Consider the following 13,843-nt stretch of genomic DNA (forward strand, 5'->3'; position numbering starts at 1 on the left):
TGTCACCGGTCTGACTTGCGGAGGTTGCAATCGCGACAGAGGATCTGACCATTCGACGGGTCCCCGTCGCCACCTTTGCTTCGCGCGATGATGTGATCCCGTTGGCGCTCGTTACCGGGCGGTCTCACGCCTGCCTCGCTCCTCTTTGCGGGGACTACATCGGTTCCGCAATTCGTGCACTTGTTCGCGCCACCGTTGTTCGACGCATTTGCCGCATCGATCTCTTTCTTTCCCTTGGATGTAAAGCTCTTGCCTGCTCTGGGACCGCCCGTTGTTCCGTCCATGGTGGGCGCCGTCCCCTGCGGGCTCTTGCTCCCCGATCCTTGCGACATCAGCGCCTGCGTCAGGCCCTGGATCCCTGCCGCGATGTTCCCGACCCCACCGACGACCAGCCCGGCCGAGACGACCATCGCAGGCACACCGACCGCCGCGCCGATGCCGGTGGCGCTCGTGACGCCACCGAAGACCTCCCCCGTCACGCCACCGAGCGTGAGCGCGATCCCGCCCACGATTTGCCCGATGGCCAGGCCCATCCTGGCTTCCGGTGTCCCATGGGCCAGCACGCCCCCGGCGTCCAGCAGCTCGTGACCCACGCCGGCGAAAGGAACGGACCCGAGCAGCAACCCGGCGACGAACCCTCCCTCGAGCTGGACATAGGGGTTCTGCGACCAGTCGATCGGCGCCGTGGTCACTGGCTGGGGCACATACCCGGACGAGCTTCCGGTCGTGCTGACATCGACAGGCGGGGCCGCCGCGCCGACCTCCGCAGCTTCCCGCGGACCTTCTACCAGGCTGGGAACCGTCTTGATGCATTCGAGGCCCATGCAACCGGACTCGATGATGCGCTGTACTTCGGGATCCTTGGCATACTCCGGATCGACCGGAACCGGGGGACCCGGTTCGAACCCGCTCGGATCCACGAAGTTGAGCGGGCTGTTCAGCACATAGCTGTACGGATTCCAGCTCTGCCCGAAGAGCGGGATCGAAATGATCGGATCCGTCGTCAAGAACCGCCCGATCCTGGGATCGTAGATCCTGCCCGTCAGGTTCACGAGCCCGAGCTCGTCGTCGCTCTCGTGCCCGGTGAACCCCTGCGTCGTCTCGCTCGGGAACGACGCAGGCGGGCGCTCTCCCCAGACGGGGTTCCTGCGCTGCCCGAACGGGTCGTAGCTCCGCCGTTCGATCACGTCGCCGTCCTTGTCGGTGAGCGCATCGACGGAGCCGAGATGGTCGACATGCACGTAACGGGTGCCGTCGTCCGAGCCTCCCCGGGTCACGATCGCTACCACGCGCTCCGGCGAGTGGACATGGTACCGGTGCTCCACGACGCCTGACGCCGCATCGGTGACTCGTTCGTACAGATCGCCGAAGTAGAGCGTCTCCTTTTCCGGCGTGGTCTTGCGGATCCGCTGCTGGCCGCCGTCGTAGCCGAACGTGATGGTGCTCGCGCCCTGCGTGATCTGCTCCGGCAGGTCGAACGGCGTATAGCGCACCGTCGTGCCGCCGGGCCGCGCCGTCTGATTACCGACAGCGTCATGCGCGAAGGTGTCCGTACCCGCGCCGGTGATCGCATGCGGGTGCAGCGGGTCGTCATACGAGAGGTCACCGACGTCCGACTTGAAGGTGAGATTGCCGTTCGGGTGGTAGTCGTAGCGGAGCGCGCAGGGCGCCGCCGAGCTCTCGAGATCGCCGAAGTACGCGCACGTCAGCCGATGGAGCGAATCGTACCGGAAGCGCTCCGTCGTGTTCTCGGGCTGGAGCGCGTCGGTGCGGCGCGTGAGATTCAGGAGATCATCGAACCCGTAGTCCAGGTCCTGCACCTCCCCCGCGCCGCTCTGCGTCGCCAAGTGCCTCAGGCGCTGCTTGTCGGCGAAGTAGGTCCGCTCCGTGACGGCGCCGTTGCCGAACACCTCCTCCCGGAAGCGCCCCGCGTTGTCGACGTCGGCCAAGCGCCAGTAGGCGAGGTTCGTTCCGCTGTCGCGCACGGCGAGCACATGGCCGTGCGCGTCATGGCCGTGGGCCACGACGAACGGCGCCGCGCCGGCCGGCGCCGGGTACGTGACCGTCTCGACACGGCCGAGCTCGTCGTAACCCAGCCTGGCCTCCAGGGGAGAGCCCTCGCCGTCGATTCGGAGCGAGATCGTGTCGAGCTGCCCGCGGCCGGTGTACCCGTACGCCTTCTCTCCATCCGGGCTCGCGAGCGTGTGCAGCTTGCCGACGCCGTGCGCCGCGGTGTCCCAGGTCCACGTGGTCGTCAGGCTCTCCGAGCCGTCCTGGTCCACGCGTGAGCGGGGTCGACCGAGCGCGTCGTACGTCCACGTGACCTTTCGCTCGAGCGCATCGGTCGACGAAATCAGCTCGCCGAAGCCGTCATGGATCGAGACCGTCGTGCCCCGATCGGGATCGTCGAGCTGACGGACGCGGCCGAATGCGTCGCGCGTCGTGCGCGTCACCGCCTCGCCCGGATCGGTGACCGTGTGCAGCTGGCCAAATGGGCCGTACCCGTAACGGGTGATCCCGTCGGCCGCGTCGGTGATGGTCTTGATGCGCCCCAGCGGGTCCTGCTCGGTCACGGTCACATGGTCGAGCGGGTCGGTGACGCGCACGCGAAGGCCATCGTACGCCGTCGTCGTGACCGCGTTCCACGGCGTCGTATGGCGCACTTCGCGGCTCGCGGCATCGTACTCGTAGCGATCGTACAAGATCGCGCTCTCGGGCGTGTCCTCCCTGACCGGTACCGAGCGCCGCGCGATGTGCTCGCCCAGCGCGTCGTACACGACTTCCTGCATGATGCGCTTCGCATCGCCCGAGCCCTCCGACGGTTCCGGTTCGGGCCCGTATCCCAGCCACCGGATCGGGCGGCCGAGGCTGTCGAACTCCACCGTATCGTCGGCCCCGCCGGTCGTGATGCTCTCCTGCCTCACCCGCCACGCATCCTGCGCCGGGCCGCCGTCCTTGGTGCGGGAGAGCGCGACCGTCGTCGTCGTGCCATCCGGGCGCCTCTCGATGCCGAGCCGCCCGAAACCGTCGTGCGCCCACGTCGTCACGAGCTGATTCGGATCGACCTGCTTGAGGAGCACACCGAGCGCGTCGTCGAACTCCACGAGCGTGGAATGCTCGGCCGCGTTCACGTACTTCTCGGGGAACATGCCCTGCTCGTCGAAGTCCGTGCTGGATGTCCTCTTGTGCCCGAAGGCGTCCTCGGCCGTGACGCCGGTGATGTTCCCGAAGTCGTCGCGCGCGTAGGTAAGCTTCAGCTTCGTGTCCGGCAGGCCGTCGTCGCTTTCGGTGGACTCGGTCTCGACCTCGCCGTAGATCGTTGTCGTTCGCGTGAGGGTCCTGCACTGCGACATCCCCGCCGCCGCGCTGCACTCCTTCTGCGTCTCGAGCTGGCTGAGGACCCAGCGCTCGGTGTCGTTCTTGAACGTCCGCGTGACCTTGAGCGTCAGGTCGACGCCCTCCGTCGAGACCTCCTCGGCGCGCACGTTGCCGAACGTGTCGAAGTCCGTCACCTTCGATACCGAGTCGCGCAGCAGCGTCGCGCCGTCGCCGCCGCGCTCGATCTCCCGCACGTACGCCTCGATCGAGGTCGCGTCACCGCTCGGGGGCGGATAGACCCCTTGCGCTCGCCTCACCCGGCGCTCGGTGGGCAGCGTGAAGTACGTGGCGCCGTCGTTCGTCGGTACGAGCGTCCGCGTCACGTCGCTGAACGAGAGCTCGATCTGCTCCGGTCTGGGCTGGCTGGGCAGCCCCGGAGCGCCGTGCCACGTCCGCTGGACGCTCCCCGCGAAGGGAAAGACCTGGAGCTCGTCGTCAAAGGTGACGTGGTCGTAGACGTCGATCGTCACGGCACCCGAATCCAGGTCGGTGACGATCCGCTCGCCGAACCCGAGAAATCCGCGGCCCAGCCGGTGGTAGCGTCCGTCGCGATACCCGACCTCGAAGCGCCTCGCTCGATCCGCGCCGTTGTTGAGCGCGTACGCGCTGACCACCCGGCGAGGGCCCACGACGCAGCGCCGCGGATAGCCGCAGTCGTCCGCCGCGCCGGAACGCGCGACGTAGAGCGCGCTCCTCCGGTCGGGATCCTCTTCCGCGCCTCCGCTCGTGACCGGCGCATCGGTCAGGTGGCCGTACGAGATGCTCACGTTGGGCACGAAGCCCGGCTCGGTCGGCTCGTGCGCGTTCATCCCGTCAGAGACTGCGACCAGGAGATCCTGGTCGGCCGAGAGGTTCTGGAAGATGTTGAACACACCGCCGAGCGGCAGGATCACGTCCTGGGCCCCGTCACCATTGAGATCGCCGGTGCGCGGCCCGTGCGGATCGGCGAGCGTGATCGCGTCCCCGAGCTTGGCCTCGAAAGGAACCCCTGCGTCGACGAGCTTGAACGGCGGCCCCGCCAGGTCGCCCGTCGCTTGCAGGACGGCCCAGGAGGGGAGGACATCGGAGCCACTCAGCAGCATGCCTGGTGGGACGGGCATGAGCAGATCCTGCCGTCCATCGCCGTTGAAGTCGAGCGGCACCGCGAGGCGGAAAAGGGCGTCCTGATCCGGGGCCCCCAGCAGATCGCCGAAGCTGAACGCGTCGACGGTCCGGAACGGCGACATCACGAACGTCGACCCCGTGTTGAGGTAGGTGTAGAGCTGGCCGCTAAAGCCGGATTCGACGGCATCGGGCAGGCCGTCGCCGTTGACGTCGAGAAAGACGACGCGGCCCCCGCGCGGCACAACAGGGAGCTTGGTGTCGATGACCCCCCAGCGTCCCTCGCCCCGGCGCATGATCGCCTCGTAGCTATCTTTGATGAGGGCCGTCCCGTCACCAAACAACTTCACGGAGGGCACGATGAGATCGATCTTGCTGTCAGCGTCGATGTCGAGCGTGTGGAGCTCCATTGCGCAGGGATAGCCGGTGAGCAGCTCGATCGATTCGCCCGTGGGGTCGAATCCCGCGGGCGTCGCGCCGCGCGCGGGCCTCCAGAGGTGGACGGTCCACACGGCGGAGAGCGGGTTCGGTACCAGCTCCTCAGCGTGGTCCTGGCACTGGATCAGATCCGGCACCGAGTCGCCGTCGAGATCGGCGAGGTGCACCGAGGCGCCGGGGCGTCTCAGGCTCGGCGGCGCAGGCGTGACCCCGAGCGGGAACGGCCGGCGGATGCCCGTGTCATGGAGCGCGAAGGTCCGGTCCGGCTGGGACAGCAGCACCTGCCATGTGGTCTTGGTGTCGAAGACGTCGTGGAGAAAGACGTCCATCTGCCCATCGTCGTTGTAATCGAGCACCGTCCCGAGCTCGGGCTGAAGAAGGGCCGGGTCGGACGGTCCATCCGGATCGGCGACGAACAGCCAATCCTCGAGGAAGGCGAGCTCAGGCGCCGCGAGAAAGGACGGCGAGGCGCGGGGCCCGAGGTTGCGCGCGACCCCCCACGCGGTGATCGGATGCGACGGCGTGCTGGACCCCGCGACGATGTCCGGAATCACGAGATCGTCGAGGCCGTCGGCGTCGATGTCGAACACCATCGGGCTCGCCTTCTCGGAGACCGGCTTGTCGATGTCCGTCGTGAGCCGCTCGAATCCGGGCTTTCCGCGGCTGTACTGAAACCGTGTCGGAGGCTTGCAGACCCCGTCGCTCGCGCACTCCTCGACCTGGTTGAGGAGCGTCCGGCTCGTCGTCGGGCTGAGCTCGTAGCGGAAACCGTAGCTCCGGACCAGCGCGTCGCCCGGACCGAGCATCTGGATCTCCTCCAGGCGAAGCGAGCGCTGGAGCGCCACGCCGCCCGAGTAGCCCGTGCGAACCGCGGCCGAGTCCTTGGTCCCGTACACGAAGCGCACCGCCCGGGAAGGCTCGAGCGACGGCGTGCCCTCGAAGCTCGTGTAGCGGATCTCGTCCACCGCATATTCGGCGGTATGGCCGTCCTTGGCCTCTGCGAGGCAATAGGCGTACGTCATGGCGTTGCCACGGCCGTCTCGGGCCTCGTTCGCGAGCCACGCGCGCGGGACGCCACCTCGCGCGAGCGGCTTGCTGCCCTCGGCGCGCCCGTACTCGACGACGCGGCCGGAGGGCAGATACGCCTCGAAGAAGAGCGCCTCGGCGTGCCCGCCGCCGTCCGGAGGGTAGTGACCGACCACCTTGACGAAGGTATCCGGGAACGTGCGGTACTCGATGGTTCCCGGCCCCTCTCCCACGGGGACGAGGCGCTGGCCGTCGAGGCAGAGCGCGTCGTCGCCGTCGTACCGCACGCCGCGGATCTCACCGTCTTGCGCGAGGCTCTTCGGACATCGCGTGATCGCGGACAGCCCGGCGATGGAGAAGCCGGCGCCGAGCACGCCGTCGCCGCCGTCGCTGCGATAGGCGAGCTGAATCCGAGGACCCACGCCCGCACGCGAGGGCGGGGAGGCCAGGTCCATGGTGTACACGGCCTCACCGGTGCTCGTGATGGAGAACGCCCCGGGGATGGTGCCGGCGGCGACGGTCTCGACCTCCGGCGCGGGGCGGGACGTGGCAGGGCCGTGCGCGCGCTGCGTTCGGCAGGCGACGAGGCCAGGCGGCCCCGGAATCGGTTCGCCGAAGCTGCACTGGCACCCGCCCGACGCGAGCACGCAAGCCAGAAACATCCAGAGCGGGATCAACGCCCGGAGCAACCAACGCGGAACTGGCGACATCGCAGCCTCCCCGGCGAACAGCAGTGCCACGACGCTGCATCGCGCGTCAAGCGCTGCGCTCATGCTGAACCGCCCCGTCCATGCCGAGATCGAGGCATTCGTGAATGCATCTGTGGCTGTCCGGCGGGCACGCGGCGGGCACCACAGCTGCCCTCGTCGAGGCGCGATTGGCCGTCCATGACGAAGCCGCAGCGAGGAGAGCGTAGTCCGAGCGTGAAAGCGTGCGTGACGGTGCGCACACTTCCTCGACGGCCAAGCACGCTGTTATCAGCGGCGCCTCGTACAGCCCGAGATTGAGTGGATTGACCCAGTAGGGGAGATCAGCGCACACGACAGCGATCGCGATGCCCGACAGTAGCCCAGGCGCGCGGCGGGGGGAACGAGCGGGCAGAGCTGCCTATCCTGCGGCACCTCACGTCACCTACGTATGCGCCGCGAAAGCCAGAGGACACCGTTCTCCACCTCCTTGTTCGGGATCACCTGGAAAGCTTTCTCGCTCACGCTCCCGCCCAGGGCGTCGCGGCTGGTCGCGCTCGCTCGTGGCGCTGGCACGCGGGCGACGTCGTGCAGCCCAGGGCGCACCGCCGTCCGTGCGCTCTCACGGCCACGTGGACAGACCACCAGTGACAGCAGCCTGACGAACACTGGCGCCGCGGAGAGCTGCCAGTGGCCCACGCTCTGGACGGTACGACCCATGTCCATTGGGATGCCCTCCTCTAGGTTGCATTTAACGCCCAATCCTGTCATCAGAAGAATTGGTTGTATCGCCAGGTTCTCCGGGCGGTGCCAAAGGGGGAAGTAACCGATGAGAACGGAATGCGGACGGGTCGCATCCGCGGCGATGTTCGCTCTCGTGCTCGGTGTCGCTTCGACGCAGGTAGAGGCATCGGAGCTGAGCGCCGGTGTAAGTCTCGGTTGGATCCAGGCTGGCACTGCTCCGCGCCTCGCGGTAGGCCCGCATGCCGGGATCTACAGCTCGCGCCTCGTTGAGGGTCTCGAGGGGATCGAGAGGAAGAAATCGCTCCGCGCGACGCCACCTCGTGCCGTCACGATCTTTGTCCATGATACGGCCTACATCCTGCCCGCCTGGGTGGGGAAGCTGATCAAGCTGGTCAAGCCCGAGCTTGTTGAACCACCTTCGATGGAAGATAAACCCACGCGGCAGGTCATCTCCTTTGAGCTATCGCCCGATGAGCAGCCGTACGCTGCAGGGATCGCCCAGGAGATCGAAGCGACATGGGGATACGAGCGCATGCCGCCGGAGGTCGGCAACGTGGTCGTGCCGGACGTGGCGACCAATCTACGACGTTTGGGAGAGGCCAGGCTATACGATTGCCTTTTTTCAGACGCATGGTAAGCCGGTGATGCTCTCGACCTCGACACACACCGACACCCCAAGCGATCTGGCAGAGCATGAAGCGCAGCGGACCGGGCTCGAACCCTCCACCACAGCGGGCCGAGCTCGCCGACGTGAACTTCGACCTTCGCGCCCGGTTCTATCGAGCCGGATAGCTCGCTGCGGTAAGCTTCGATCCAGTTATTCAGGAAAGCGCAGTGTCTCGACCTTGATGCCATCCTCCCCCGTGATCGTCTCGCCCGACCAGTCCCAGCTCACGCCGCCCTGGCCCGGCGGACCGAGCTCGTAGGTAACGCCCTCCAGCGTGAGCTGGTCCTCGGCGAGGTAGGCGATGCCGATCGAGTCGCCGCCGCGCCCGGGGCCGCCGTAGCCGCCGTCGCCCCCTCGGCCACCGTCGCCACCGTCGCAGGACCACGTGCCGTCCCCCACGGCGCCGCCGAGTTCGCCTCGCCCGCCTTTGCCACCTTCCTCGGGCTCCCCGCCGTCGCCGCCTGGACCCGCGTCGATGGTCGTGATGACGCTATCGCGCAGCGTCAGCTTGGCATGAAGCGCGACGATGCCGATGGTCGGGTGCCCGTTTCCGCCCCCTCGACCACCCCTGCCACCGCAGCCGCCAGCGCCGCCTGTGCCGGCGCCCGAGCGCCACGCTCGCGGCGATCGGGTGAAAGCTGCGGGCGTGCTGACCCCTCTACGCGAGCCGCGGTTTCGCCAGCGCTGCGGGCGTGCCGAGCGGGGCGCCGCCGGGCCGATCACAGAGGAGTCCGAAGTGAGGCGCCCACGCGCTCGAGGCGACCGACGGCCGCGCTGAACAATTCTTCCCGAGCGCGATCGTGCAGGCGCGTGCGAAAGTCGCGAAACCGATCTGCACCCGCCGCGTAGCACCCTCGAACCACGCGCCACTGGCCATCGCGAGCCGACGCGGACGCCCGCGGCCGCTCCGGTCTCCAGCGCGTTGGAGGAACGATCGCTGCACGCCGCTCGCCGCGGCGAGGGCGATCCAGTTCGCGTCATCTCATTCACTGCTTCTGGAGGATCGTCATGAAGATTCGGCGTCGCACGCTGTCGGCCATGTCCCTTGTCCTGACCCTCGCCGCTGCTTGCAGCGATGGCGGAGGCGGCGATACCACAGGCGCCGGCGGCATGGGCGGGGGAGGCGCCGGCGGATCTGCTGGCGGGGATGCGGCCACGAGCTTCGAGGTGACCATCGAGAACGTGACGCCCGCGCGGGATTACCGGGTGGCCGGCGTGTTCAACACGCCCGTGGGCGAGAGCATGCCCGGACCGCTCTTCCCAGAGAAGAGCTTCGAGTTCCGCGTCGGCGCCCTGCCAGGCGACAGGCTGTCGTTCACGACGATGTTCGGGCAGTCGAATGATCTGTTCTATGCGCCCGATGGCGCTGGGATCGCGCTGTACGACGAGGCGGGCAAGCCGGTGAGCGGGGACGTGACCGACCAGGTCCTGCTGTGGGACGCAGGCAGCGAGGCCAACGAGGAGCCGGGCGCGGGGCCGAACCAGGCGCCCCGGCAGAGCGGCCCGAACACGGGCGCCAAGGACCCGGACAACACGGTGCGGCTGGTCCAGGATGGCTATACCTACCCGGCGGTCGAGGAGGTCATCCAGGTGATCGTGACGCCGGAGCCGGGCAATGAGTTCACGATCCGGATCACCAACATGTCGGAGGTGGGGACGCTGATGCCCGAGGGCGGAGAGCCGGCCGCCGTGCCGCTGTCGCCGGGGCTCTTCGTGGTGCACACGATGGAAAACCCGCTGTTCACGGTCGGGCAGGCGTACCCCGGTAACGGGCTGGAGGCGCAAGCCGAGGACGGGAACCCGATGATGCTGCACGAGGGGGTCATGCCCCGCGCGGGGCTGACCTCGCCGGCGGCGCCGGGCGTCGCGGTGGTGCACGGGGCCGCAGCGCCGCTGTTCAGGTCGGGCGAGGCGGACCGGAGCAAGGGACTCGGGATGCTGGCCGAGGACGGGAACCCGACCACGCTCGCGGAGTCGCTGGAGGCCGAGGTCGGGGGCGAGAGCGGGCTCTCGTCGGTGCTGGTCTACGACACGCCCGTGGGCGCCTCGATGCCGGGGCCGCTGCTGCCCGGCGCGAAGTTCAGCTTCAGGGTGACCGCGCGGCCCGGCGAGCGGCTGAGCTTCGCGTCGATGCTGGGGCAATCGAACGATCTGTTCTTCGCCCCGAGCGAGGAGGGGATCGCGCTGTTCGACGCGAGCGGCGAGCCGGTGAGCGGCGATGTCTCCGACCAGGTCTCGATCTGGGACGCGGGCACCGAGGCCAACCAGTGGCCCGGCGTGGGCCCCGACCAGGCGCCGCGCCAGGCCGGGCCGCAGATGGGCGCCGACGATCCCACGGACCGGGTGCGCTCCGTCGATGACGGCTATCTGTATCCTGCGGCCAACCAGATGCTGAAGGTGACCATCAGCCCGGCGCGGTAGCGGGGACCACGAGCGGCAGCGCTGGCTGCTGAATCACGGCCCCGGGGACGCCCGGGGCCGTTCACGCGTGACCTCCGAAGCAGGTGGAACGCTGACCTGTCGCGCGCTGGTCGCGAGGTCGCGCATGCTACCGTCCGTTCCGATCATGGAAGGCTCGATCCTCCGGCACATCGTTGCAAGCGATGGGACGCGCATCGCGTGGCACACGCACCAGCGCCCAGGCGACGAGGTGCAGCTGCGAGATCGAGCGCCTGTCGTCCTCACGAACGGCCTCAGCACGACGGAGAACTTCTGGAAGCACCTCGTCAGCGCGCTCGCAACGACGACCCACCTGGTCCACTGGAGCTACCGGGGCCACGGGCAGAGCGAGACGGCGCGCTCGGGCGACTACGCCATTCCGACCCACGCAGACGACCTTCTCCGGGTGACGGAGGCGGTCCGTGCTCGTAGTACGTTCGCCGGCGCGCCGGTGCACATCGCCTTTTCCATGGGCGTCACGGTGCTGCTCGAGCTCTACCGCCGCCGCCCTGATCTCGTGCGCGCGATGGTGCTCATCGCCGGCGGCGCCGATCACCCCTACGCGTCGAACGCCGCCTTCCGGATCCCCGGCGCGCGCGCGGCCCTCCGTGTGGCGCTACGGACGGCGGCCCCCATCGTCCCTCGTATTGCGCCGGTCGTGCGCCGCGTCACGGCGTCCAAGGCCCTCTTCCCCCTGGGCCAGGCCGCGGGCGTCTTCGGGCCCGAGGCGCCTCGCGAGGAGCTGGAGCATTTCCTCCGCGCCGTCGGGACCATGGACCTTCGCGCTTACTGGGAGTCTCTGCGGTCGTTGATGGAGGCACGCGCGTCGGACGTCCTCCCCCAGGTGCGGGTGCCGGTCCTGGTGATCGCGCCCGAGCGCGACGTGATGGCCCTGCGGGCCGATCTCGACGCGTTGCGCCGCCTCATTCCGGGTGCCGAGTGGATGATCGTGCTCCGTACAGGCCACGCGATGCTCCTCGAGGCAGGGGGCGTGGTATCGGCCCGCATACAGGAGTTCTTGCTCGGCCTACAGTAGCCAAGAGCCCATGGGCCAAGCTCCCGCCACCTGCACAGCCGCCTCGCCTGTAGCCGCTCCCTCCTCGCGCGGTGTCGCAGCTGAGCTCGAGCATCGTCCTGCCACGTCGGCGCGCGTGGCAGCGGCGAGAATCGCCGCGGGTCGATCCGCCGCCCAGCTTCGACGACCCGGCGCACATCGCCTCACGGCGATCGAACACCATGATCCGGGGGGCGACTGGGATCCTTTCTTGAACACCCCGTCGAACCAGGAGCACCCGGCCGGCCACCCCCGGTGAGCGGCTCGGGCCTGTACGCGCTGGCGCACTTCTTCGGCCTGGGGGAGCTGTCTACGCCGCTCGTGGGGACCCTGGCGGGTGCGGCACCATCGAACCGCCCAGGGCCGACCCCGGCCAACGCGCAGTCATCCTGGCCCGAGCAGCCCCGCGATCCGCTCCACGCACACCGCCGGAACCCCGCGCTCCGCGCTGTCGTGGCGCATCGTCGCCGCGTGCCCCCCGTCGTAGACGACCACCTCCCCGCCCTCCAGCCCCCCGCAGATGCGCGCGAACGCGTCCTCGCGCGGCCGCAGCGTCAGCACGCGCAGCCCGGGCCGGTCGGGGATCCGGAAGGAGACCGGCTCGCTCGGGAGGTGGTGCGCGGCGAGCTCTTCATGGATCGCGGACGCCGGCACGCCCCGCAGCGCGCCGAAGCTCGCCGGCAGATCGAGCGGGCGCTCGATCGGCGAGTCGAGCGCTAGGCAGTCGACCGCGGGGTGCAGCCCGGCGACGATCATCGCGCCGAAGTTGCCGTGGGACGCGGCGAGCAGCGCGGCGCTGCCGGCGCCCAGCCGCGCGCACAGGTGGTCGATCGCGCTCCAGAGCAAGATCGCCTCCCAGCGGCCGCTCGTCACGAGCGGCTGGCCGCGCGGGTTGCGCACGCCCACGTACGCGATCGCATAGAGGCCCGCGACGCCGCGCTCGGCCAGCGCCGAGACCAGCGCCGCCGCGGCGTCCGGGCCGGCGCGGAAGCCGGGCACGAGCACGATGGCCCGCCGGGCCTCGCCCACCTGCATGCAGGTGAGCTCCGCGAACGGCCCGTCCGAGCGCGGCAGCGGGACGTCGACGCGCCGGGCGCCGCGCGCCCGGAACACGCGCTCGGCGAGGGCGCGCGAGCCCTCGAGCACCTCGTGCGTGAAGATGTCCGTGGGCCGCAGCGCGCTGTCCGCGGCGGCGAGATCGCGCCAGTGCGCGTAGCGCCCGACCGGCAGCGTCGGCGCGGCGAGCGGCGCGCCCGGCGCGACCGCGATCTTCAGCGCGCGCCCGGCGAAGGCCGGCGCCACCTCGCGCGAGAGCGACGGGAGATCCACGACCGGCGCCGCCAGCGGGAGCGGAAGCGGCGCCTCCCCGCGCGGCCGGAAGGGCCGGTCCGGCGCCTCCTCGGCGCACCGGCGGACGAGCGCGCTCCCGGCGAGGCGCGCGTCCGCGCCCGGCGCCGGCACCACCCGGCCGTCCGCCTCGTCGGTCAGGAACACCGCCTCGTCGTCCGCGTGATCGTCGTCGACGATCACCAGGAACGACGCCACGTCCGGCGCCGAATCGACGGGGAACCACCGCCACAGATCCCGCACGAACGCCCAGCGCCGCGCCGCGAGCGGCGGCTCGGGCCCCTCGGGCAGCGCGACCGCCGACGGGGCCGATGGGCCGGCGGCGAGCTTCCGGCGCGCGTGCGCGACGTAGGTCGACCACGCGGGCCGCTCCAGCACGCCCACGAGGTCCGAGCGCTGCAGCTTGGGGCCCGTGTCGAGCAGCACCCACCCGTCGTCCCAGCAGAGGTTCTTCGGGGAGAGATCGAGGAGGATCCCCTCGCGGCGGAAGAGATCCCCCGCCTCCCCGAGCGCCTCGACCAGCGCGGCGCGCCGCGCCGGATCCAGCTCGCCCGCGAGCAGCTCCGCCTGCAGGGTGGGCCGGGCGCAGAGCTCCTTGGTGATGCCGCGCGCGTCGGTCTCCACGATGGCCGCGGGCCGGAGCGCGCGGAGCGCCGCCGCGCGGCGCGCCGAGAGCGCCTCCACCCGGAGCGCCTCCCGGAAGAAGGCGACGCCCGCCCGCGACCGCTTGTACGCGAGCCGGGCGCCCGTCTCCAGGCAGCGCGCCTCGTAGACCACGCCCACGAGGCCGCTGCCCAGCGCGCCGCCGACCCGCAGGAACCGCCCGCCGACGCGCACCACCGCGCCCTCGGGCAGCGCCTCCGTGGCCTCGACCAGCGCCCGCTTCAGGCGCGGGCTCCGGGTGATGGCGCTGACCAGCCCGAGCTGGCGCGATGTCAGCCGGGGTCGCGCCGGGGCATCCAT

At 69.9% G+C, this 13,843-nt stretch carries 5 protein-coding genes and 1 pseudogene; 3 read left to right on the top strand and 3 right to left on the bottom strand.

All coding sequences use genetic code 11. The features are described 5' to 3' along the window. Positions 1–2 precede the first annotated feature (2 nt). A complete protein-coding gene (locus WME73_RS36060) occupies positions 3–6,653 on the bottom strand; it encodes an RHS repeat-associated core domain-containing protein (protein WP_437912481.1) in 6,651 nt (2,216 codons plus the stop codon). 805 nt (positions 6,654–7,458) lie between these two features. Between WME73_RS36060 and WME73_RS36065 the strand changes: the two genes are divergently transcribed. Next, positions 7,459–8,010, top strand: coding sequence for a hypothetical protein (locus tag WME73_RS36065; RefSeq protein WP_437912482.1), 552 nt, complete (start codon positions 7,459–7,461; stop codon positions 8,008–8,010). Positions 8,011–8,190: 180 nt separating this feature from the next. Here the strand turns inward: WME73_RS36065 and WME73_RS36070 are convergent. Next, positions 8,191–8,649, bottom strand: a pseudogene (locus tag WME73_RS36070) (hypothetical protein); the annotation flags it as partial. Positions 8,650–9,048: 399 nt separating this feature from the next. Here WME73_RS36070 and WME73_RS36075 point away from each other — a divergent pair. Then, complete coding sequence (locus tag WME73_RS36075; protein ID WP_437912483.1) at positions 9,049–10,461, top strand: spondin domain-containing protein; 1,413 nt, start codon at positions 9,049–9,051, stop codon at positions 10,459–10,461. A gap of 124 nt (positions 10,462–10,585) precedes the next feature. Continuing rightward, on the top strand, positions 10,586–11,515 hold the full coding sequence (locus tag WME73_RS36080; protein WP_437740891.1) for an alpha/beta fold hydrolase: 930 nt from the start codon (positions 10,586–10,588) through the stop codon (positions 11,513–11,515). 402 nt (positions 11,516–11,917) lie between these two features. Here WME73_RS36080 and WME73_RS36085 read toward each other — a convergent pair whose 3' ends face one another. Further along, on the bottom strand, positions 11,918–13,843 hold the full coding sequence (locus WME73_RS36085; protein ID WP_437912484.1) for a hypothetical protein: 1,926 nt from the start codon (positions 13,841–13,843) through the stop codon (positions 11,918–11,920).

Origin of the sequence: Sorangium sp. So ce302 (assembly GCF_051530145.1) — a bacterium.
GTDB lineage: Bacteria > Myxococcota_A > Polyangia > Polyangiales > Polyangiaceae > Sorangium > Sorangium cellulosum_B.

Coding starts and splice junctions, on each gene's coding strand:
- WME73_RS36060 (WP_437912481.1), bottom strand. CDS start 6,653: ATGTCGCCAGTTCCGCGTTGGTTGCTCCGGGCGTTGATCCCGCTCTGG.
- WME73_RS36065 (WP_437912482.1), top strand. CDS start 7,459: ATGAGAACGGAATGCGGACGGGTCGCATCCGCGGCGATGTTCGCTCTC.
- WME73_RS36075 (WP_437912483.1), top strand. CDS start 9,049: ATGAAGATTCGGCGTCGCACGCTGTCGGCCATGTCCCTTGTCCTGACC.
- WME73_RS36080 (WP_437740891.1), top strand. CDS start 10,586: ATGCTACCGTCCGTTCCGATCATGGAAGGCTCGATCCTCCGGCACATC.
- WME73_RS36085 (WP_437912484.1), bottom strand. CDS start 13,843: ATGGATGCCCCGGCGCGACCCCGGCTGACATCGCGCCAGCTCGGGCTG.